The organism is Pseudoduganella sp. R-34 (assembly GCF_049904655.1).
In the GTDB taxonomy this organism is placed as follows: Bacteria; Pseudomonadota; Gammaproteobacteria; order Burkholderiales; family Burkholderiaceae_D; genus Rugamonas.
In genome coordinates this window covers 4,671,224-4,692,297 of record NZ_CP184572.1, presented here as the reverse complement: position 1 = coordinate 4,692,297, position 21,074 = coordinate 4,671,224, and the positions used below count along the sequence as shown (strand labels likewise).

General features: G+C 60.8%; 20 protein-coding genes and 9 tRNA genes. 21 read left to right on the top strand and 8 right to left on the bottom strand.

All coding sequences use genetic code 11. The annotated features are described in order from the left end of the window. Position 1 precedes the first annotated feature (1 nt). The 21 genes from apbC (at position 2) to ACN9MW_RS21265 (ending at position 13,806) form a co-directional block, all read left to right on the top strand. The gene (apbC, locus tag ACN9MW_RS21365; RefSeq protein WP_426162531.1) at positions 2-1,084 is read left to right on the top strand and encodes an iron-sulfur cluster carrier protein ApbC; all 1,083 of its coding nucleotides are present in this window, start codon (positions 2-4) and stop codon (positions 1,082-1,084) included. Continuing rightward, positions 1,084-2,157, top strand: a complete 1,074-nt coding sequence (locus ACN9MW_RS21360; protein ID WP_426162530.1) for a WD40/YVTN/BNR-like repeat-containing protein — start codon at positions 1,084-1,086, stop codon at positions 2,155-2,157. Before apbC ends, ACN9MW_RS21360 begins: the two co-directional genes overlap by 1 nt. A gap of 10 nt (positions 2,158-2,167) precedes the next feature. Then, a complete protein-coding gene (locus ACN9MW_RS21355) occupies positions 2,168-2,554 on the top strand; it encodes a DUF4399 domain-containing protein (protein WP_426162529.1) in 387 nt (128 codons plus the stop codon). A 128-nt stretch (positions 2,555-2,682) separates the two neighbouring features. After that, positions 2,683-4,077 carry a glutamate--tRNA ligase gene (gene gltX / locus ACN9MW_RS21350; RefSeq protein WP_426162528.1) on the top strand — a complete coding sequence of 465 codons (1,395 nt, stop codon included), beginning with the start codon at positions 2,683-2,685 and terminating at the stop codon, positions 4,075-4,077. Between the two features lie 75 nt (positions 4,078-4,152). Then, positions 4,153-4,228 (top strand) — tRNA-Ala (locus tag ACN9MW_RS21345). A gap of 36 nt (positions 4,229-4,264) precedes the next feature. Continuing rightward, positions 4,265-4,340 (top strand) — tRNA-Glu (locus ACN9MW_RS21340). A 26-nt stretch (positions 4,341-4,366) separates the two neighbouring features. Then, positions 4,367-4,442, top strand: a tRNA-Ala gene (locus ACN9MW_RS21335). Positions 4,443-4,482: 40 nt separating this feature from the next. Next, positions 4,483-4,558 (top strand) — tRNA-Glu (locus ACN9MW_RS21330). 26 nt (positions 4,559-4,584) lie between these two features. Then, positions 4,585-4,660, top strand: a tRNA-Ala gene (locus tag ACN9MW_RS21325). Positions 4,661-4,690: 30 nt separating this feature from the next. Then, positions 4,691-4,766: transfer RNA gene (locus ACN9MW_RS21320), tRNA-Glu, on the top strand. A 114-nt stretch (positions 4,767-4,880) separates the two neighbouring features. Then, positions 4,881-5,384: a hypothetical protein gene (locus tag ACN9MW_RS21315; RefSeq protein WP_057259100.1), complete on the top strand. Its 504-nt coding sequence runs from the start codon at positions 4,881-4,883 to the stop codon at positions 5,382-5,384. Positions 5,385-5,465: 81 nt separating this feature from the next. Beyond that, positions 5,466-6,563 (top strand): c-type cytochrome, encoded by a 1,098-nt coding sequence (locus ACN9MW_RS21310; protein ID WP_426162527.1) that lies wholly within the window; start codon positions 5,466-5,468, stop codon positions 6,561-6,563. A gap of 11 nt (positions 6,564-6,574) precedes the next feature. Continuing rightward, positions 6,575-8,386: a cytochrome c oxidase subunit I gene (gene ctaD / locus ACN9MW_RS21305; RefSeq protein WP_426162526.1), complete on the top strand. Its 1,812-nt coding sequence runs from the start codon at positions 6,575-6,577 to the stop codon at positions 8,384-8,386. Further along, on the top strand, positions 8,383-9,042 hold the full coding sequence (locus ACN9MW_RS21300) for a bb3-type cytochrome oxidase subunit III (protein ID WP_426162525.1): 660 nt from the start codon (positions 8,383-8,385) through the stop codon (positions 9,040-9,042). The genes ctaD and ACN9MW_RS21300 overlap by 4 nt, the downstream gene beginning before the upstream one ends. A gap of 3 nt (positions 9,043-9,045) precedes the next feature. Further along, positions 9,046-9,702 (top strand): heme-copper oxidase subunit III family protein, encoded by a 657-nt coding sequence (locus ACN9MW_RS21295; protein WP_426162524.1) that lies wholly within the window; start codon positions 9,046-9,048, stop codon positions 9,700-9,702. A gap of 9 nt (positions 9,703-9,711) precedes the next feature. Continuing rightward, positions 9,712-10,047 (top strand): cytochrome C oxidase subunit IV family protein, encoded by a 336-nt coding sequence (locus ACN9MW_RS21290; RefSeq protein ID WP_426162523.1) that lies wholly within the window; start codon positions 9,712-9,714, stop codon positions 10,045-10,047. Positions 10,048-10,086: 39 nt separating this feature from the next. Beyond that, positions 10,087-10,162: transfer RNA gene (locus tag ACN9MW_RS21285), tRNA-Glu, on the top strand. 29 nt (positions 10,163-10,191) lie between these two features. Further along, a tRNA-Glu gene (locus ACN9MW_RS21280) sits at positions 10,192-10,267 on the top strand. Between the two features lie 47 nt (positions 10,268-10,314). Beyond that, entirely contained in the window at positions 10,315-11,454 is a 1,140-nt protein-coding gene (gene earP, locus ACN9MW_RS21275; RefSeq protein ID WP_426162522.1) for an elongation factor P maturation arginine rhamnosyltransferase EarP, read from the top strand. Between the two features lie 65 nt (positions 11,455-11,519). Continuing rightward, positions 11,520-12,095: an elongation factor P gene (locus tag ACN9MW_RS21270; RefSeq protein ID WP_130311408.1), complete on the top strand. Its 576-nt coding sequence runs from the start codon at positions 11,520-11,522 to the stop codon at positions 12,093-12,095. Between the two features lie 133 nt (positions 12,096-12,228). Next, complete coding sequence (locus tag ACN9MW_RS21265) at positions 12,229-13,806, top strand: amidase (RefSeq protein WP_426162521.1); 1,578 nt, start codon at positions 12,229-12,231, stop codon at positions 13,804-13,806. Here the strand turns inward: ACN9MW_RS21265 and dbpA are convergent. The 8 genes from dbpA to ACN9MW_RS21225 form a co-directional block, all read right to left on the bottom strand. After that, positions 13,803-15,212, bottom strand: coding sequence for an ATP-dependent RNA helicase DbpA (dbpA, locus tag ACN9MW_RS21260; protein ID WP_426162520.1), 1,410 nt, complete (start codon positions 15,210-15,212; stop codon positions 13,803-13,805). The two genes, ACN9MW_RS21265 and dbpA, sit on opposite strands and share 4 nt — an antisense overlap. 3 nt (positions 15,213-15,215) lie before the next feature. Further along, the gene (locus ACN9MW_RS21255; RefSeq protein WP_426162519.1) at positions 15,216-15,449 is read right to left on the bottom strand and encodes a hypothetical protein; all 234 of its coding nucleotides are present in this window, start codon (positions 15,447-15,449) and stop codon (positions 15,216-15,218) included. Between the two features lie 82 nt (positions 15,450-15,531). Then, positions 15,532-17,187: an acid phosphatase gene (locus ACN9MW_RS21250; RefSeq protein WP_426162518.1), complete on the bottom strand. Its 1,656-nt coding sequence runs from the start codon at positions 17,185-17,187 to the stop codon at positions 15,532-15,534. Positions 17,188-17,232: 45 nt separating this feature from the next. Further along, positions 17,233-17,745, bottom strand: coding sequence for a hypothetical protein (locus ACN9MW_RS21245; RefSeq protein ID WP_426162517.1), 513 nt, complete (start codon positions 17,743-17,745; stop codon positions 17,233-17,235). A 95-nt stretch (positions 17,746-17,840) separates the two neighbouring features. After that, positions 17,841-17,917: transfer RNA gene (locus tag ACN9MW_RS21240), tRNA-Met, on the bottom strand. Positions 17,918-17,965: 48 nt separating this feature from the next. Continuing rightward, positions 17,966-19,117: a methyltransferase gene (locus tag ACN9MW_RS21235; RefSeq protein WP_426162515.1), complete on the bottom strand. Its 1,152-nt coding sequence runs from the start codon at positions 19,115-19,117 to the stop codon at positions 17,966-17,968. Between the two features lie 109 nt (positions 19,118-19,226). After that, positions 19,227-20,213, bottom strand: a complete 987-nt coding sequence (locus ACN9MW_RS21230) for a hypothetical protein (protein WP_426162514.1) — start codon at positions 20,211-20,213, stop codon at positions 19,227-19,229. Between the two features lie 307 nt (positions 20,214-20,520). Beyond that, positions 20,521-21,018, bottom strand: a complete 498-nt coding sequence (locus ACN9MW_RS21225) for a putative metalloprotease CJM1_0395 family protein (RefSeq protein WP_426162513.1) — start codon at positions 21,016-21,018, stop codon at positions 20,521-20,523. Positions 21,019-21,074: the final 56 nt, after the last annotated feature.

Below are 21,074 nucleotides of genomic sequence, written 5' to 3'. Positions count from 1 at the left end.
CATGAGTATCACCGTAGATGACGTCAAATCAGCACTGTCCAAAGTAATTGACCCTAATATAAACAAGGACTTTGTCTCCTCCAAGTCCGTCCGCAACCTGAAGGTCGAGGGCGGCGAAATCAGCCTGGATATCGAACTGGGCTACCCGGCCAAGTCGCAAATCGAATCGATCCGCGCCAATGTGCTGGCTGCCTTGCAGCCGCTGGGCGCGAAAGTGAACCTGAACATCGCCAGCAAGATCATTTCCCACAGCGTGCAGCGCGGCCTGAAGCTGATGCCGAACGTGAAGAATATCATCGCCGTTGCTTCAGGCAAGGGTGGCGTCGGCAAATCGACTACCGCAGTCAACCTGGCGCTGGCGCTGGCCGCCGAAGGCGCGTCCGTGGGCGTGCTGGATGCCGATATTTACGGCCCGTCGCAGCCGATGATGCTGGGGGTTTCCGGCCGTCCGACCACTTCCGACGGCAAGACCATGGACCCCATGGAAGGCCATGGCATCCAGGTTTCCTCGATCGGCTTCCTGATCGATCCGGACGAGCCGATGGTATGGCGCGGTCCGATGGTCACCCAGGCCCTGCAGCAGTTGCTGGAACAGACCAACTGGCGCGACCTGGACTACCTGATTGTCGATATGCCGCCTGGTACTGGCGACATCCAGTTGACCCTGTCCCAGAAGGTGCCGGTGACCGGTGCCGTGATCGTCACCACGCCGCAGGACATCGCGCTGCTGGACGCGCGCAAGGGCCTGAAGATGTTCGAGAAGGTCGGCATCCCGATCCTGGGCGTGGTGGAGAACATGAGCACCCATATCTGCTCGAACTGCGGCCATGTGGAAGAAATCTTTGGCCACGGCGGCGGCGAGAAGATGTGTGCCGATTTTGGCGTGGACTTCCTGGGCGCGCTGCCGTTGAAGCTGGCGATCCGCGAACAGGCTGATTCGGGCAAGCCGACTGTGGTTGCCGAGCCGGATGGCGCCGAAGCTGCGATTTACAAGGCGATCGCGCGCAAGGTAGCGGTGAAGGTGGCCGAAAAGGCCAAGGATATGAGTAGCAAGTTCCCTAGCATCGTCATCAAGCACGACTGATGCTGCGCGCCATCTCTTGCGCGGTATTTGCCGCACTGGCCGGTTGTTCGGCATTGCCACCGGTTGTCGAGGCGCCTCCGTCAGCTCATGCGGCAGCATGGGTGCCGCGGCAGCACGCAGCCACCACTGAGCTGCGCGGCCTGTCCGTCCTGAGCGATAAGGTGGCGTGGGCCAGCGGCGCCAAGGGTACCGTGCTGTGCACGGTGGATGGCGAGCATTGGACGCTACTTGCGGTGCCCGGCGCGGAAGCTTTCGACTTCCGCGATATCGAAGCATTTGACGCCAACACGGCCATCGTGATGGGCGCCGGACCCGGTGCCGCCTCACGCATATACCGCACACGCGACGGAGGCGCCAGCTGGCAACTGCTGGTCGTGAACAAGGATGCTGAGGGCTTCTGGGATGCCATGGCGTTCTGGGATAGCCGCAACGGCATTGTGTTCGGCGACCCGGTGCGCGGCGCCTTCCAGATCCTCGTGACCAGCGACGGCGGCGAAAGCTGGCAACCAGTGAGCGACCCTGGCGGCCTGGCAGCGCTTCCGCAGGAGGGCGCGTTCGCCGCCAGTGGAACCTGCCTGAGCGTGGGCGGGAGGGCCGATGCGTGGTTTGTCACCGGTGGGGGAGCCCAATCACGGGTGTTCCGCTCGGTCGACCGAGGACAAAGCTGGCAGGCCGCGACGCTGCAGATTCCGGCTGCTGCGACTAGCAAGGGCGCCTTCTCGGTCGGGTTTGCCGGCAACGGGCGCGGCATCGTTGCAGGAGGCGACTACAAGGAGCCATCGCTGGAAACGCTGAATGGCGCCATCAGTCTCGATGGCGGGGCAGGCTGGTCGCCAGCGCAAATCCTGCCTGCCGGCTTCATGTCGGCAGTGGTGCCTGTGCCCGGGACAAGCAGCACTTTCGTGGCCGTTGGCCTGGCCGGCTCGGGCTATACCCGCGACGGAGGCAAAAGCTGGACAATTATCGAAAAGGAAACGAAACTGAACGCCGTTGGCTTTTCAGCTTCCGGCGCCGGATGGGCAGTCGGGCCGAAAGGCTTGATCGTCAAGTACGTTGGACCCCCTCTCAGATAAGGAGACAGATATGCAGAAGATCCTGGCGGCCCTCGCAATGACCCTGGTTGCAGGCACAGTGGCAGCGCAATCGGTGGATTTCACCGAGCCCAAGAACGGCGCGGTTGTCAGCAGCCCATTCAAGGTCAAATTTGCGGTCACCGGCATGGAAGTGAAGCCAGCCGGCACCATGGACAGCAACACCGGCCACCACCACCTGCTGATCAATGGCGACAGCATGAAGGTTGGCGAATCGATCCCCTTCGACGAAACCCACCTGCACTTTGGCAAAGGCCAGACCGAAACCGAAGTCACGCTGCCGCCGGGCACCTACAAACTGACGATGCAATTCGCCAACGGCGCCCATCAAAGCTACGGCCCCGGCCTGTCCAAGAGCATCACCGTCACAGTCAAGTAACTGTTGAAAGTCGGGGTCAAAGTCGGGGTCAGGTCTGGCAATCGGACATTTTGTCCGATTGCCAGACCTGACCCCGACTTTCATTACAGGTAGAATTACGCCTTTATATTTTTCGCTTTCCACTCGAAATGACTCAAGTCCGTACCCGTTTCGCACCTAGCCCGACCGGTTTCCTGCATCTTGGCGGCGCGCGCACTGCGCTGTATTCCTGGGCTTTCGCACGCCACTTCGGCGGTACTTTCGTGCTGCGTATCGAAGACACCGACCTGGAGCGTTCGACCCCGGAAGCGGTGCAGGCGATCCTGGATGGCATGGAGTGGCTCGGCCTGCAGCATGACGAAGGCCCGTTCTACCAGATGAAGCGGATGGACCGTTACCGCGAAGTGGTGGCGCAGATGCTGGCTGCCGGTACCGCCTATCATTGCTATTCGTCGCCGGAAGAAGTGCAGGCCATGCGCGACAAGGCGACTGCGGCCGGCGAAAAGCCGCGCTACGACGGTACCTGGCGTCCGGAAGAGGGCAAGACCTTGCCGCCGGTCCCGGCTGACCGCAAGCCTGTGGTGCGTTTCAAGAATCCGCTGGATGGCGATGTGAGCTGGACTGACGTGGTCAAGGGCCCGATCACCATTTCCAACAAGGAGCTGGACGACCTGGTCATCGCCCGCCCGGACGGCACCCCAACCTACAATTTCTGCGTTGCGGTGGACGATTGGGATATGCAGATCACTCACGTTCTGCGCGGCGACGACCACGTGAACAACACTCCGCGCCAGATCAACATCCTGCGCGCCATCGGCGCCAAGCTGCCGGAGTACGGCCACCTGCCGATGATCCTGGGCTCGGATGGGTCCAAGCTGTCCAAGCGCCACGGCGCCGTCAGCGTGATCGACTATGCCGACAAGGGCTACCTGCCGGAAGCCATGCTGAACTACCTGGCGCGCCTGGGCTGGTCGCATGGCAACGATGAGCTGTTCTCGATGGAGCAGTTCACCGAATGGTTCAACCTGGAGAGCCTGACCGCGTCGTCGGCGCAGTTCGACTTCGACAAGCTGGCCTGGGTCAACAACCACTGGATCAAGCAAGCCGACAACGCCCGCCTGGCCGAGCTCGCCAAGAAGCCGCTGCTGGCTGCCGGCGCCGTCTTCGAGGGCGCGCCTGAACTGGCCACCGTGATCGGCCTGCTGAAGGACCGCGCCAACACCATCGTCGAACTGGCCGACGCTGCAATGCTGTTCTACCGCGCGCCCAACCCTGATGCGGCCCTGATGACCCAGCATTACACCGATGCCGTCAAGCCTGCCGTGGCCGACTTCGCTGCCCGCATCGCCACTGTCGAGTGGACCAAGGAAGCCATCGCCGCCATGATCAAGGAAGTGCTGGCCGCACACGGCCTGAAAATGCCTCAGCTGGCGATGCCGCTGCGCCTGATGGTGGCCGGCCAACTGCAGACGCCTGCTATCGATGCAGTGCTGCAATTGTTCGGACGCGACACCGTGGCAGCCCGCCTGAGCAAGTTTGCGTAAATAATTTCGACAATCTTGCAAATTAGCATTTGCAATTTAAAGAAGGGCTGCTATACTTCTGTCTCCTTCGAAAACGGGGGTATAGCTCAGCTGGGAGAGCGCTTGCATGGCATGCAAGAGGTCAGCGGTTCGATCCCGCTTACCTCCACCAGTTTAGCGAAGGAAAAGCAGTAAAAAGTAGTCCAGGGTCCCCATCGTCTAGAGGCCTAGGACATCACCCTTTCACGGTGAGTACCGGGGTTCGAATCCCCGTGGGGACGCCAAGAGCAGTAACAATCTGTGCCAGCATGGGGGTATAGCTCAGCTGGGAGAGCGCTTGCATGGCATGCAAGAGGTCAGCGGTTCGATCCCGCTTACCTCCACCAACGCGGCAGAGATTGATAGTAGTAACGGAAAGTCCATATGGTCCCCATCGTCTAGAGGCCTAGGACATCACCCTTTCACGGTGAGTACCGGGGTTCGAATCCCCGTGGGGACGCCAAGCTTTTCGCATTATGTTGTGCCCAGGGGGGTATAGCTCAGCTGGGAGAGCGCTTGCATGGCATGCAAGAGGTCAGCGGTTCGATCCCGCTTACCTCCACCAACAAGGCACAACGTAGCAATAGTCCAACAGGTCCCCATCGTCTAGAGGCCTAGGACATCACCCTTTCACGGTGAGTACCGGGGTTCGAATCCCCGTGGGGACGCCAGCATTTCTTCTTACTTCCATCCAAAACAGCCTAAAAAGCGTGCAAGCTTAACTCCTTTGCATCTTCGTGGTTTGCGTACTAATATGAGTTACGGACCCTGCACAGGAGGAAGTCATGGAACTTCGCGTGTTGCAATCGCATCGCTGGGTGGCGCGCCAGGCTGACTGGACCGCCGCAGCCATCGCCGGTTTCGGAGCCGGCGGTATCCTGATGTTGATGGAGTTGTTATGGGCCACCGTGCAAGGCGGTGACCGATGGCTGACAACCCGGATGGTAGCGGCGATGGTCATGGGCTGGGAGGTGCTGCAAACTTCCGGCTACGATCTGACCGTCGTGATTGCGGCGCTGGCAGTCCACTATATCCTCGGCATTACCTTCGCCATGATGCTGGCGGCCATCATCGCGCCGTTCCAGCTCGACTCGAGCATGGGCCTGGTAGCGCTGACCGGCGCCGCGTTTGGCGTACTTCTTTATGTACTGAATTTCTACGGCATGTCAGGCGCCTTTACCTGGTTTGCCGATTTGCGAGGATGGACAACCTTTGGCGCCCATGTCGTGTTCGGCGCCTGCTGTGCCGTGTTTTACCGCATGCTTGAGAGGCCAGAAAAACGCGAGTGAATAAGCCTTGGCAAGGTCGCCCCGCCAGTGAGCGGGGCGTAGCCGTGTGTAGTTTCCCCATAACTAACCGGGCTTATCATTATGGCGTTGGCAATCTCCCTTATCCTGATTGTTCTTGGCGCGATTATTTTTCACTGGCTCAGCCCATGGTGGCTGACTCCCATAGCCTCCAACTGGCAGGCGATGGACGATGCTTTGATGATCACGCTCGTGATCTGCGCCGCTCTCTTCATCATCATCCACCTGTTTGTCGCCTACGCCGTGTTCAAGTTCCGCCACCGCGAGGGCCATCGCGCCGCGGCGGAATCGCATAACGGCAAGCTGGAGTGGTGGCTGATCGGCGCCACCTCGCTCGGCATCGTGGCGATGCTGGCGCCGGGCCTGAACGTCTATGCCAAACTGATTTCGCCGCCGCCCAATGCCAGCGTGTTCGAAGTGATGGGCAAGCAGTGGGACTGGCATTTCCGCCTGCCTGGCAAGGACAATAAACTCGGCGCGACGGACGTGCGCTTCATCAATGCCACCAATCCCTTCGGCATCAACCCGGAAGATCCGGCCGGGCAGGATGATGTGCTGGTCGACGGCAGCGAGATCCATATTCCGCTCAACCAGCCGGTCAAGGTCATGCTGCGTGCGCAGGACGTGCTGCACGATTTCTACGTGCCGCAATTCCGCACCCGCATGAACATGGTACCAGGGCTGGTGACGCATTTCTGGCTGACGCCAACGCAAACCGGGCGCTTCGAAGTGCTGTGCGCCCAGCTTTGCGGTGTTGGGCATTCGAATATGCGCAGCGCCGTCGTGGTTGAGGAGCAGGCCGTCTACGATGCCTGGCTGGCGAAACAGCCGACCTTCAGTGGCCAAGGCGCCGTGGGCGGTGTCGGCGGCCCTGCGGAGCCGGGCAAGCAGGGCAGGCTGATCGCGCAATCGAAAGGCTGCGTAGCCTGCCACAGCGTAGACGGGGCGCCGAGCGTCGGCCCGACCTGGAAAGGGTTGTTTGGCAAGCAGGAGACGCTGGAAGGCGGCACTACCGTCGCAGTGGATGAAGCCTACCTGAAGCAATCCATCAACGACCCCAAGGCCAAAGTGGTCAAGGGCTTCCCGAACATCATGCCACCTAACCAGCTAAGCGATGAAGAAATGGCGGCGATGATCGACTACATCAAGACTGTACGCTGAGGAGACCTCGCATGTCTTATGGTGAAGACCACGGCCACGACGACGAAGGCCATCACGCCCCGCAAAGCTTCTGGACCAAATATGTCTGGAGCCAGGACCACAAGGTGATCGCGATCCAGTACACGCTGACGGCGCTGTTCATCGGTACTGTTGGCCTGATCCTGTCGGACCTCATGCGGCTGCAGCTTGGTTTCCCCGGCCAATTCAAGTTCATCGACCCGAACAGCTATTACCAGTTCATTACCATGCACGGCATGATCATGGTGGTGTACCTGCTGACGGCATTGTTCCTCGGAGGCTTCGGCAATTACCTCATTCCGCTGATGGTCGGGGCGCGCGACATGGTGTTCCCGTTCCTGAACATGCTGTCGTACTGGTTCTACCTGCTGGCGGTGGTCGTGCTGTGCGTGAGCTTCTTCGTGCCCGGTGGGCCGACTGGCGCAGGCTGGACGCTGTATCCCCCGCAAGCGATCCTGCCGGGCACGCCGGGCGTGGAGTGGGGCATCATCGTGATGCTGGTGTCGCTGGCGATCTTTATCGTCGCGGCCACCATGGGCGGCCTGAATTACGTTACCACCGTGCTGCAGGCACGCACGCGCGGCATGACGCTGATGCGCATGCCTCTGTCGGTGTGGGGCATATTCGTGGCGACCATCCTGGCGTTGCTGGCATTCCCGGCGCTGTTCGTCAGCGCGGTAATGATGCTGTTCGATAAGACGCTGCACACCAGCTTCTTCATGCCTGCCCTGGTCTCGATGGGGCAACAGCTCGATTACAAGGGCGGCAGTCCGCTGCTGTTCCAGCACCTGTTCTGGTTCTTTGGCCACCCCGAGGTGTACATCGTGGCCTTGCCTGCCTTTGGCGTGATTTCCGACCTGATCAGCGTGCATGCCCGCAAGTGCATTTTCGGCTACCGCATGATGGTGTGGGCTATCGTCATCATCGGCGGCTTGAGCTTCGTGGTGTGGGCGCACCATATGTACGTCAGCGGCATGCATCCGTGGTTTGGTTTCTTCTTTGCGACCACGACCCTGATCATCGCGGTGCCGACTGCGCTGAAGGTCTATAACTGGACCCTGACCCTGTGGCGCGGCGACATTCATTTGACGGTGCCGATGCTGTTCGCCCTGGGCTTTATCAGTACCTTCCTGATCGGCGGGCTGACTGGCCTGTTCCTTGGTAACGTCAGCGTCGACATTCCGCTGTCGAACACCTACTTCGTGGTGGCGCATTTCCATATGGTGATGGGCGTGTCGCCGGTGCTGGCGGTGTTCGGCGGCCTGTATCACTGGTACCCCAAAGTGACGGGTCGCATGTATAGCGAAACGCTGGGCCAGGCGCATTTCTGGATTACGTTTATCGGCGCCTATGCGATCTTCTTCCCGATGCACTATCTCGGCATCCTGGGCATGCCGCGCCGTTATTACGCCTATGAGAATTACGCCTTCATCCCCGAGTCCGCGCATACGCTGAACGCCTTTATTTCAGTGGCGGCGTTGATCGTCGGCGTGGCGCAGTTGCTGTTCCTGTTCAACCTGGCGTGGAGCGCGCGCAAGGGCGCCGTGGCAGGTGGCAACCCGTGGCGCGCCGCCAGCCTCGAATGGTATACGCCGCAAACTCCTCCGGAACATGGAAATTGGGGGCCAGAGCTTCCGTCCGTACATCGCGGCGCCTACGAATATGGCGTCGACGGCCCCGGTGCTGGCGGCGATTACATTCCGCAGAACGCTGGTCCGGAGTACGGTCCGGATCCGCACGCTCCGCCGCCGCATCCGAAGGCGCACCTGACGCCGCACCATGACCCGGCGGAGGTGCCGAAATGAGCGCCAATGCAACGTTGAGGGCAGGCGGCGGGATTCCTGGCCAACCAGGAGGCGAGGGCGGTCCGCACGGTGCTCACGACAGCGGCCCGGCCTGGCCGGATGGCGCGCGCCGCATCGGGCTTTGGGTCTTCATGGTAGTGGTCACTACTTTGTTCGGCCTGTTCGGCGTGGCTTACATGATGCGGGCCGCTTATGAAGACTGGCGTCCCATCGCCTACGTGCCGTGGCAATTGTATTCCAGCACCGCATTGCTGGTGTCGTGCAGCCTGGCCTGGGAGCTGGCGGGGCGGCATGTCGCTGCCGGCCGGCGCGAAGCGGCGCGCAGCACTTCGATTGGCGCGCTGGTGTTGTCGGCAATGTTCGTGCTTTCCCAGCTCTATGCCTGGCAGGCGATGACCGCCGCCGACTATGGCGTGGCGGCCAATCCGGCCAACAGCTTCTTCTACCTGATCACCGGCCTGCATGCCGCACACGTACTGGGCGGCATGGTTGCCGGGGCGTTTGCAGTGCGCAGGGCGGGAGAGGCGATCGGCCTGTGCGCGCAGTACTGGCATTTCCTGTTTGTCCTCTGGCTGGCGGTGTTCGCCTTGCTGTACCTGGTGACGCCGGATCTGGTCAGGGCCTTCTGCACAACGATAGGCATTCCAGTGAGGTGAGGTATGGATACCGGCACCAATGACTTGAAAGGCTTCGTCTCCGACTGGGCGGGAGACCGCGTCGCGTTCCGCGTCCCGTGGGGCAAGGCGATGATGTGGATCTTCCTGCTTAGCGATACCTTCATCTTCGGCACCTTCCTCACAGGCTATATGTCAGTGCGCATGGCCACCACTTCAGCGTGGCCGAATCCCAGCGAAGTATTTTCGCTCACCATTGCCGGAACCAGCTACCCGCTGATCCTGATCGCGATCATGACTTTCGTGCTGATTACCAGTAGCGGCACGATGGCGATGGCGGTGAACTATGGCTATCAGCGCAACCGAAAAATGGCCGCAACGCTGATGCTGGTGACTGCAGGCTTCGGCCTGCTGTTTGTGGGCATGCAGGCTTTCGAGTGGAGCAAGCTGATTCACGAAGGTGTGCGGCCATGGGGCAATCCGATGGGGGCGGCGCAATTCGGGTCGTGTTTCTTCATGATTACCGGCTTCCACGGGCTGCACGTCTCGGCGGGCGTGATCTATTTGTCGATCATCGCGCGGCGCGTGCTGAATGGGCATTATGAGAAAAAGGGTTATGACATCGTCGAGATCACCGGCCTGTATTGGCACTTTGTCGACCTTGTCTGGGTATTCATCTTTGCATTGTTCTATCTCTGGTAGGAGGCCGCCATGTCCGAAGCTACCGCCGCCCATCAACAGCATCCGATTGGGACGTATGTCAAAGTCTGGATCTTGCTGTTCGTATTGAGCTTCTTCTCCTACCTGGTGGACTTCTTCCACTTGCAGGGCATGCTGCGCTGGTCGCTGATCCTGATTTTGATGACGCTGAAAGCCGGCTTTATCGTCGCGGTTTTCATGCACATGAAGTGGGAGAGGCTGGCGCTGATCTTCGCGATCACCTTGCCGCCATTGGCGATTCTCGTGCTGGTGGGGATGATGTCGGCGGAGTCACATTACGTGAACACCAATCGCATCGAACACTTCGCCGTTGCGCCCTTGAAATGAGGCTTGCACGCTGATATAATTCGCGCACGCTTTTACGACGTCCCCATCGTCTAGAGGCCTAGGACATCACCCTTTCACGGTGAGTACCGGGGTTCGAATCCCCGTGGGGACGCCAAGTCATTCAAAGCGTAGTGCAAGTCCAGGGTCCCCATCGTCTAGAGGCCTAGGACATCACCCTTTCACGGTGAGTACCGGGGTTCGAATCCCCGTGGGGACGCCACAGATTAGAATGAAGCCGCCTAGTGCGGCTTTTTCGTTTTCCGGCCTATGTCAACTAGCTTGTCCCTCGATCTGTTTTGCAAAGTTGTCGATAACTTCGGCGACATCGGTATTTGCTGGCGCCTGGCGCGCCAACTGCAGCGCGAGCACGGCATCGCCGTCCGGCTGTGGGTTGATGACTTGCGTTCGTTCCAACGCATCTGTCCGCAAGTCGACGTAACCGCCGAGTCGCAACATATTGACGGCATCGCCGTGCGTCACTGGGCTACGCAAGAGGGTGAGTTTGCGTCGGACGATGTGGCGGACATCGTGATCGAATTCTTTGCCTGCGACATCCCGCCTGGCTATATTGCCGCGATGGCGCAGCGCCCGGAGCGCCCGGTGTGGCTGAACCTTGAAGGCCTGAGCGCGGAAGAGTGGGTGGAAGGCTGCCATAGCCTGCCGTCCAAGCATCCGCGCCTGCCGCTGACCAAGTATTTCTTCTTCCCCGGCTTTACTGAAAAAACAGGCGGGCTCTTGTACGAAAAAGACCTTGAAGCCGAGCGCCGCGCCTATATCTCCGATCCCGCTGCCGTATCGGCTTTCTTGTCCTCGCTAGGCGTAACGGGCGCCGAGGCGGCAGCAACGAAGGTGTCGCTGTTCTGCTATCCCTACGCGCCGGTCTTGGAGCTGTTCGCGGCGTGGCGCGGCGGCGAGAAGCAAGTGACTTGCCTGGTGCCGGAAGGTGTAACGAGTGAAGCTGTGGCAACTTTCCTTGGCCAGCCAGCCGTGCCGGGTGCGGTGCGCAGCGAAGGCGCGTTGACTGTGCGCGTGCTTCCGTTTGTGCCGCAACAGGATTACGACAAGCTGCTCTGGTCCTGCGACTTGAACTTCGTGCGTGGCGAAGATTCCTGGGTGCGGGCGCAATGGGCTGGCAAATCCTTCATCTGGCATAGTTACGCGCAAGATGAAAACCTGCACCATAAGAAGTTGCGCGCTTTCCTGCAGCGCTATTCGGCAGGCAGTGCGTTCGACGAGTTTTCGCTGTGCTGGAACGGCGCGGCTCAGGGCGACTGGCCAACCTTGTGGAAAGCCCTCGTAGCGGCAATGCCTGAAATTTCGGCAAAGTCGTCGGAATGGCAACAAAAAATCCTGGCAAACGGCGATCTGGCCACGAATTTGACTAATTTTTGTGCATCGCTCAGGTAATACATCACAACCCCGTGCTATAATGCACGGTTACTGCAACTCCCCTTAACCGGTATATATTCGCTATGAAATTCGCAAAAGAGATTCGTGTCGGCAACATCATCATGGTTGAAGACAAGCCATTCATCGTTCTGCGTTCCGACGTCAACGGCTCGTCGCGCACTGGCTTCACCTACAAGTGGAAGATGAAAAACCTGCTGACCGGCGCCCCGCTGGAAAACGTGTTCCGCGGCGATGACAAGTTCGACGTGGTCGTTCTGGACAAGAAGCCAGTGACCTACTCGTACTTCGCTGATCCACTGTTCGTGTTCATGGACGAAGAGTACAACCAGTACGAAATCGAAGAAGAGAACATGGGCGAAGCAGTTAACTACCTGAAAGACGGTATGGAATGCGAAGCTGTCTTCTACGACGGCAAGGCAATCTCCGTGGAACTGCCAACCACCATCGCTCGCCAGATCATTTACTCGGAGCCAGCTGTTAAAGGCAACACCTCCGGTAACGTGCTGAAGGAAGCCAAGCTGGAAAACGCCATCGAAGGCCGCAACTTCTCGATCCAGGTGCCACTGTTCGTGTCCCAGGACGACGTCGTCGAAATCGACACCCGTACCCACGAGTTCAAGAAGGTCGTGCGCGCCTAATTGCAGCAAACTGTTGCAAATGCGCAATAAAAAGCCCGCTGATGCGGGCTTTTTTACTTTTTAACAGTATTAATTGCTTGCAACATGCTGGTATTCTACTGGTTTGTGCTTTTCTTGACTGAGGGCGTACCAGATGGATCGAAGGGGTTTCGTGAAGTTGGGGTTGGCTGCCGGCGGGGCAGCTGGTTTGCCGCGTGCGCAGGCGGCGGTGCCGTCCGTGCTTGATGCCGGAGTCCAGCATCAGCAAGGCCTGATGGCCGCCAACAAGCTGACCTCCCATGCGCTTACTTCGCAATACCTGTCCCGGATCAATACGATCGACAAATCGGGCCCCCGCATTAACTCCATCATCGAAATAAATCCTGAGGCGTTGAAGATTGCGCGCGAAATGGATCGTGAGCGCCATCAGCGGCGCGTGCGCGGTCCGCTGCACGGCATTCCGGTGCTCCTGAAAGACAATATCGCGACGGCAGACCGCATGAGCACTACCGCCGGATCGCTGGCGCTTGCCGGTGTCCGGGCAGCACGCGACTCGCACGTGGCGGCGCGTCTGCGCGAAGCGGGCGCGGTCATCATCGGCAAGACCAATTTGAGCGAATGGGCGAATATGCGCTCGAGCCATTCCGTCAGCGGATGGAGCGCGCGCGGCGGCCTGACCCGCAATCCGTATTCGCTGGACCGCAACTGCAGCGGCTCGAGTTCCGGTTCCGGCGCAGCGATTGCCGCCGGGCTGGCGACGCTGGCCGTAGGCACAGAGACCGACGGCTCCATCGTATCGCCCGCATCGATCTGCGGCCTGGTCGGCATCAAGCCGACAATTGGCCTGGTGAGCCGCAGCGGCATCATTCCCATCGCGCACTCCCAGGACACAGCGGGCCCGATGGCGCGCAGCGTTTCGGACGCCGCATTGATGCTGGCCGCGATGGCGGGCATCGACCCAAAGGATCCGGTCACGCAGGATGGCGCCGGCAGGGCTGCCGATTATTCGTCGGCCCTGAAGCGCGATGCCTTACGCGGCAAGCGCCTCGGCGTTGCCCGCAATTTCTTCGGCGGCAGCGATGGCGTCGATGCTGAAATCGAAAAGGCGCTGGAAGCGTTGAAGGCGCAAGGTGCAATCCTGGTCGACGTGCACGTGCCCAACACGGAGAAGTACGGCGACAGTGAAACCGAGGTGCTGCTGCATGAATTCAAGGTCGACCTCGCGGCCTATTTGCGGGATTACGCGCCAAATGCGAAGGTCAGGAACATGGCCGACCTGATCGCTTTCAACAAGCAGAACGCCAAGCTTGAAATGCCATACTTCGGCCAGGAGTACCTGGAGCGCGCGGAAGCCAAGCCGGGCCTCGACAGCCAGGCCTACCAGGACGCGCTGGCCAACAATCACCGTTATTCGCGAAAAGAGGGCATCGACCTGGTGTTGAAAGCGCACGAACTGGATGCGCTGGTTGCGCCGACCGACGGCACTGCATGGCTGACGGACTTCATTAACGGCGACCACTACGGCAAGAGTTTTTCTTCGCCAGCTGCGGTGGCCGGATATCCGCACATCACCGTGCCTGCGGGCTACGTGCGGGGCCTGCCAGTCGGCTTGTCTTTCGTCGGCACAGCCTTCAGTGAGGCGGCATTGATCGGCATGGCCTACGCTTTCGAGCAGGCGACGATGGTCCGCCGCGCGCCGCAATTCCCCGCCAGCGTTTCGGTCCGTGCTTAAACTTCGATAAATCGCATCTTGAAATTGCGGCCTTTGAAGCTGCCGAAGTCGCCTCCCGGCATGGTGCTGGTGGCCTTCAGTCGCGCGAAGGCGTCGTGGGCGATGCGGCGGTCCAGCGCGACATAAGTCTGGAATTCGGTGACATTGATTTTGCCGACTTGTTCCTTGGTCAGGCCGCCGTCTCCGCACAGCGCGCCCAGCACGTCGCCGGCACGCAGCTTTTCCTTCTTGCCGCCTGCGATGCAGAGCGTCAGCATCGGCGCCGGTTCGGCGTTCACGAATTCGTCTTCAGCCAGCTCCTTGATGTCGTGCCATTCGACGGGCGCGCCCTGGTAGTCTTCAATCAGCTTGACCCACTTCTTCTCGTTCGGCGCGCACAGTGTCAGCGACAAGCCTTTTTCGCCGCCGCGGCCGGTGCGGCCGATGCGGTGGATGTGGACTTCGGTATCGCGCGATACGTCGGCGTTGATGACCGCTTCCAAATTGGCGATGTCGAGGCCGCGCGCGGCGACGTCGGTGGCGATCAGGATCGAGCAGCTGCGGTTGGAGAACAGCACCAGGATTTCGTCGCGTTCGCGCTGTTCCAGTTCGCCGTACAAAGCCAGCGCTGAAAAGCCTTCTGCATGCAGTTCATCCAGCAATTCCTTGCAGTGCACCTTGGTGTTGCAGAAGATGATGGCGGATGCCGGCTGGTAGTGCTTGAGCAGTTTGCCGACCGATTGGTCGCGGTCGTCGAAGCCGATTTCGTAGAAGCGCTGCTCGATCTGGCCGCCGCTGTGCTGTGCTTCCACAGTCACTTCGACCGGATCGTAGAGGAAGGCTTCTGTCGCCTGGCGGATGTCGTCCGGGTAGGTTGCCGAGAACAGCAAGGTCTGACGGCGTTTCGGGCAGGCGCGCACGATGCCGGCGATTTCGTCATAGAAGCCCATGTCCGTCATACGGTCGGCTTCATCCAGCACCAGCATCCGCACATTGGACAGGTCGAGCGATTCGCGCGACAGGTGGTCGCGCACGCGGCCCGGGGTGCCGACCACGATGTGGGCGCCGAATTCCAGCGAGGCGATTTGGGGGCGCATTGGCGTGCCGCCGGTCAGTACCACCACCTTCACGTTCGGCACGCAGCGCGCCAGGCGGCGCAGTTCATTGGCTACCTGGTCGGCCAGTTCGCGGGTGGGGCAGAGCACCAGTCCCTGAACGGCAAACCAGGCGGTATTCAGGTTGCACAGCATGCCGATGCCGAAAGCTGCGGTTTTGCCGCTGCCGGTCTTCGCTTGTGCAATGAGGTCGCGGCCCTCCATGATGGACGGCAGGCTTTGCGCCTGGATCTCGGTCATTTCGCGGTAGCCCAGCGAGTCCAGGTTGGCAAGGAGTTTTTCGGACAGTGGCAGGGTAGCGAAAGAAGTCATTTTTTAGTCGCGCCGCCAGATCGGCAGGCCGGTGAGGTCCAGGTTGGGATCATTCTGCCAGATTGGCAGGCCGCTGGCGTCGGTTGGCCCGAGTTCGCCAAGCAAGTCGAGTTGTTCCTGTTTGCGCGGAGAGCGGCGCACACGCGGCGGCGGCGGAAGCTTGGCTTCCGGCGCCATCGGCTCGGCAGGCTCGAAGCCTGGCAGGTCGATTGTCGCGTTGTCTTTTTTATCTCTCATTATCCGTCGCAGAAAACAAAAGCCCGGCTGAAACAGTCGGGCTTCCTTTTAGAACCGGCGAATTGTAACACGGGCAACCATGTCAACGGAAGGCGAGGGCTCCCGTCAGGTCACCCGGCGGCAAGGCGCCGCGATCGGCGAAGGCCTTGTTGCGCTCGGCCAGGCCTTCCAGCAACGGCAGGCCATGCAGGCGGGTGATGAAGCGCAGGATCGAGGTGGTGTCGTAGAAACTGTGGTCCACCGTCGACTTCTTGGCGAACGGCGACACGATGATGGCCGGGATGCGCGAACCCGGGCCCCAGCGGTCGCCCTTCGGCGGCGCCACGTGGTCCCACCAGCCGCCGTTTTCGTCGAATGTCACCACCACCACCATGTTTTCCCACTGCGGCGATTTCTTCAGGTGCTCCAGCACGTTGACGATGTGCTGGTCGCCGGACTCGATATCCGAGTAGCCGGCATGAAGGTTCAGGTTGCCCTGCGGCTTGTAGAAGCTTACCGCCGGCAGCTTGCCTGCCACCACATCGGCCAGGAACTTGTTCGAAATCGGGCTGTCACCCAGGCCGCCGTCTCGGATGTGGGCGGCGCGTTGCGCGCTGCCAGGCGCGAAGCTGGCGAAGTAATTGAACGGCTGGTGGTGGTACTGGAAATTCGGCTTGGTGCCGCCGCCCTTGTGGTCGAGCGCAGCCTGGAATGCGCCGCCGTACCAGGCCCAGCTCACGCCCTTGCGCGAAAGCAGGTCGCCGATGGTGTCGTATGTTTGCGGCGGCAGGTAGGCCGGGTCTTCCGGATTGGCGTGCAGGGGATCGCCGCCGGGCGCGGGGCGAACAAAGCTTGGCTGGTACGGCGGAGCCATGGTGTTGACAGCGAAACCATCCGGGGTGATAGCGCCGTCATTCACGTAATGCGGCCGGCCTTCCAGTGCGGATTTCGGACTCTTTGGATCAAGGGCCAGGGTGTGGCCGGTCGGGCCATCGGACAGCACCGCGATCTTGCGCTTGGCCGGGCTATTGGCTGCATTCGGGTACACCGGGCAGCGGCCCGAGACCAGGAACTGGTGGTTCAGGTAGGAGCCGCCGAAAGCCGCCATGAAGAAGTTGTCGCACAAGGTGTACTGGCGGGCCACCTGCCACAGGCCGAGGTTCTTTTCCATCTCGCCGTAGTAGCCCATGACCATCCCGCCGGTATTGCCCCAGGCGACGAAGCTATCGTTCTTGCCGCCGTTGATCTGCATCTGGTTCTGGTAGAACAGGTGCCACAGGTCGCGCGTGATGACCGATTCCGGCAGCGGCTTGCCTTCGGCGTCGACCAGCTTGAATGGTGCGTTCGGCAGGCCGGTCAGCTGGTCCTCTTTGAGTTCGTAACGCTTGCCGGCGATATCCTGCGGTACCGGCACCAGGCCGCCCCAGACTTTCGGGAGTGTCGGCAGGATGCTGCCATCGTAGTCGCGCTGCTGGTAGTCGGCTGGCTTCAGCGCCGACATTGGCGAAGCAAGGCCGGGGAAATCGGCGAACAGGTTGTTGAAACTGCGGTTCTCCAGGTAGATCACCACCACGTTCTTGACGTTGGCCTGCAGCTTGTCGTCCAGCGACATGGCCTTGGCTGGCTGTGTCGATTTCACCGCCGGAGCTGCAGTCACGCCGGGCAGGCTGGCGGCAAGGCCGGCGGCGCCGGCTGCCTGGAAGATGCGGCGGCGCGCAGGGCTGGCTGGCAGGTCTTTTGAAGTGTCTTTTTGGTTCACGCGTTGCTCCTTGCGGTTCTGTCGCGTGCAATTGTGACAGCTCGACTACAAAAATGCGAGAACCCCGCGCTGGTAGGTTTCGCGCACTTCGGCGATGGGCTGCCGGGAGGCGGAGTACAGTACCGCGGCATGTTCAAACAGCGCGGTTGGCGAATGCAGCATGGTGCTGGAGAAGGTGCGGCGATAAGGCGCCAATGGCCGCACCACTTTGCCGAACGGCGCATCGGTTTCGTCCAGCAGGCGATTCATCTCCGGCGTCAGGCGGCTGGGAACGTACCAGTTATCCGCTTCGGAAAACAGGTGTGCGCCACAGTAAAGCTGTACGCGGCGATATTTGATTTCGGCGCTCGTTACGCCCAGCCGGGCAAGGGTTTCTGCGGCCGCAGGTTTATCCGTGCCGCGCACCAGGCGGGCCACGATCTTCGGTTCGGCCGCCATGGCATGGTCGGCACACCATTTTTCCAGGGTCAGCGTGGCGCTGTCGGCGGCCAGGATATCGGCGCTGAGCTTTTGGGCGAGAATGTCGGCCTGCTTGCCAGGGCTGGCGCAGGCAGCCAAGAAGAGGACTGGGATCCAGCGTAAGCACGTTGACATCTGCATTGGCGCACCCGGAAATGAAAAAAGCCGTTGCAAAGGCAACGGCTTTTTGAATCTGGTTGCGGGGACAGGATTTGAACCTGTGACCTTCGGGTTATGAGCCCGACGAGCTGCCAGACTGCTCCACCCCGCGTCTGAGGCAAGCATTATAGCTCACACATTTCGGTTCCGCAAGGTCGATTTATGCGATTCCCAGGCGCCAGAGAGAAGTAATCTCTGACGAGCGGGCGGCATGGAGCGGGTCGCTGGCGTCGCTGGCTTTCGGATGGACTGGGCGCGCGTCGAGGCGGCCCAGCACTATCAGGCCGGCAGCGGCGATCCATTCTTCCAGTTCCGCGCGCGAACGCAGGCCGAGGTGCTCGGCCAGGTCGGACAGAATCAGCCAACCTTCGCCGTTTGGCGCCAGGTGGGCCTTCAGGCCGGACAGGAAGCCGCGCAGCATGCGGCTGTCAGTATCGTAGACAGCATGCTCCACCGAGGAGTTAGGGCGGGCCGGCACCCAAGGCGGATTACAGACCACCAGCGGCGCCTGGCCGGGAGGGAACAAATCTGCCTCCAGCAGTTCGACCTGGTCGTCCAGCATCAGGCGGGAAAGGTTGTCGCGGGCGCAACTGAGGGCACGCTTGTCCATATCAGTGGCGATCACGTGCTTCACACCGCGCTTGGCCAGCACAGCGGACAGCACGCCGGTACCCGCGCCGATATCGAAAGCCAGCTCCAAAGCGCCTTTCGGCAGCGGAGCATCGGCCACAAGCTGCACATACTCCCCGCGCACAGGCGAAAACACGCCGTAATGCGGGTGGATACGTTCGCCCAGCGCAGCCACCGGCACGCCAGCCTTGCGCCACTCGTGGGCTCCGATAAGGCCTTGCAGCTCGCGCAGGGAAATCACGAAGGCATCTTCGCCACGGCCATAAGCCTCGTTGCAGGCCAACGCCACGTCAGGTGCGCGGCGCAAGGGAATGCGGTAGCCGGGTTCGAAAGGGACCAGCAGCATGGCCAGCGTGCGGGCGCGCTGCGACTGGGCTTGGCGGTGCAGGTGGAAGGCCTCGGTGGCGCTGGCCGGTGTTTTTGCGGGGGCGACCTTGCGGCCCTTGCCGCCTTTGGCTTTCTTATGGTCGGCGCGACGGGCCAGCGCTTGCAGCAATTGGCGCGCGTTCTGGAAATCGCCGCGCCACAGCAGGGCGGTGCCTTCGCAGGCGAGGCGATAGGCGACGTCGGCGTTCATGGTGTCGTCTGCGACCTGCACGCGCTTGGGCGGCGGATTGCCCGATTCGGAATGCCAGCGCGCAGAGCGCGTCTCGCCTTGTTCTGTCCAGTGGATTGCTTGCATAGTGGCTTTTCTAATGAAATTCGGGGTCAGGTCTGGCAATCGGACATTTTGTCCGATTGCCAGACCTGACCCCGAATTTCAATTCAGGAGGCAGCCATTATACGCGGGCTCAGGCTGCTGGCGGTTCTTCAGGGGCCGGGGCGATGGCTGGCGCTGGCGGGTCAATCGGGGCGGCGGCGGCTTCCGGTGGATCGATATCGGTTGCCGGTGGGTCAATCTCGGTCGCCGGTGGATCGATGTCGTCGCTCGGCGGGTCGATTTCGCCATTACGCGCGGCCTGGCGGGCGGCGTTGGCGGCATGCGCCAGTTCCGCAGCCTGGCCCGGCTCGGATTGCAGCCGGCCGTAAGCCTTGGCCTTTTCGCTGGCGTTAGCTGGCAGGTAGGTATCCAGTGGCGATTCCGCATCGACCAGCTTGAGCAGGCGCATGGTCAGGTTGCCGGCGTCGCTCTCCTGGCCTTGTTCGTTCTGCTGCTTGAGCGTGGCGCTGATATTGCGGTCCATCAGGCGGAACAGGTCGGCCAGGCTGCCAGGGAAGTCGATGTCCGGGAATTCTACTTCCGGCAATGGCATGGCAGGGTTCTGGTCGGCTTGATCCTTGCGGCGCGATGGCACGTTGGATGCCGCGCCGGCGGTCATCGTGGCTTCGTACTGGATTTCCACTTCAAAGCTCAGCTTGCGGCCGTCGGCGGTGGTGATGGTGCCTTTGCCGAGGAAGTGGGAGTTCTCGTTCAGGCTGAAGCCCAGGGCATCGGCCACGCCATCGGCACCTTCGGCATGCAGCGCACCGGCAGCGAAACTGGCATTCGATTCCAGCGCGACGGAGTCGAAGGAAATCTTGGCGCCCTCGGCATTGTCGCCGAGTAAATTTTTGGCAAAGCTGCCGATCAGGCTCTGTGCCATGTCGACGGTTCTGTTGCCCAATTGGTCGACACGCTTTTGCAGGTCGACCGCGTTGCTGGACAGCGAAACCGGGCTATCTGCATTCACGTCCCTCACAGCATTGGCGCGCGAAGGCTTGCTTTCCGCCTGCGAAGTGGCAGGTGACAAGGAAGAGTTCTGGTACTGACGTGGGCCGATGGAGTTGAGAGGGTTCATGATAGGAAACCTTTTAGGGGTACTACCCCAGATACGGCAAGTTTCTGGATTTCTTGAGGTTTATCAATGGTGATGAGTCCACAAGCCGTTTGACTCCAGGTAGGACTTGACCGCTTCCGGGGCGCCGGTGGCGTGCAGTTTCACTTCCCCGCAGGTGCAGACACCATAGTACGGCGTAATGTGCGAGCACGCAGAAGTTTTCTGCAATGCAACCTTAACTGCTTTGCTGCATTTTGCGCATTTGAAAGTGAGGGTGCGTGGGGCTTTCAGGAACATGGCCTAGACTCCGGGCAAAAGAACGATTTTATCAGGCAAAGATATCAATCGTTGCTTGCTTTTCGGAAAGACCGTAGGCATGCTGGACTGTTTGTTGCTTCGCCGAAAGCTCGGCCTGGGCTTGCAGCGCCATCTGGCCGGCGCGCGCGGCCACGCTGCGGTCCTGGCCGGACGGGTCGGCCGGTGCCAGCGCCGCCGCCTGCACCTGGCGCGCCTTGTCGATGGTTTCTTCGGGCGTGCGGCCGGGCGAGGTGTCGATATTGACTTCGCCGCCCACGGCATAATTCACGCCGTCCGGACCGCGTTGGTAGGTGTAAGTGGCGCCTGAGGTGGCCAGGCTGCCGGCGGCGGCAAGGTGGGCCTGCTCATGCTGGCGCACCTTGAGGTCGCTCGCCTTGAGCTGGTCGATTTTTGCCTGGTCTTCGGGGGAATATTGCTGCTGGGTCGATTCGCTGCGCGTAGCGCTGCGCGCAGGTGCGCTTGCCTGCGGCGCGTAGCTGCCCGACGATGATATGGCGCCGATTCCCATTTACACATCATAACAAATTGGCAGGCGCTTTCCGTCAACTGGCGGCCACTTCTTGC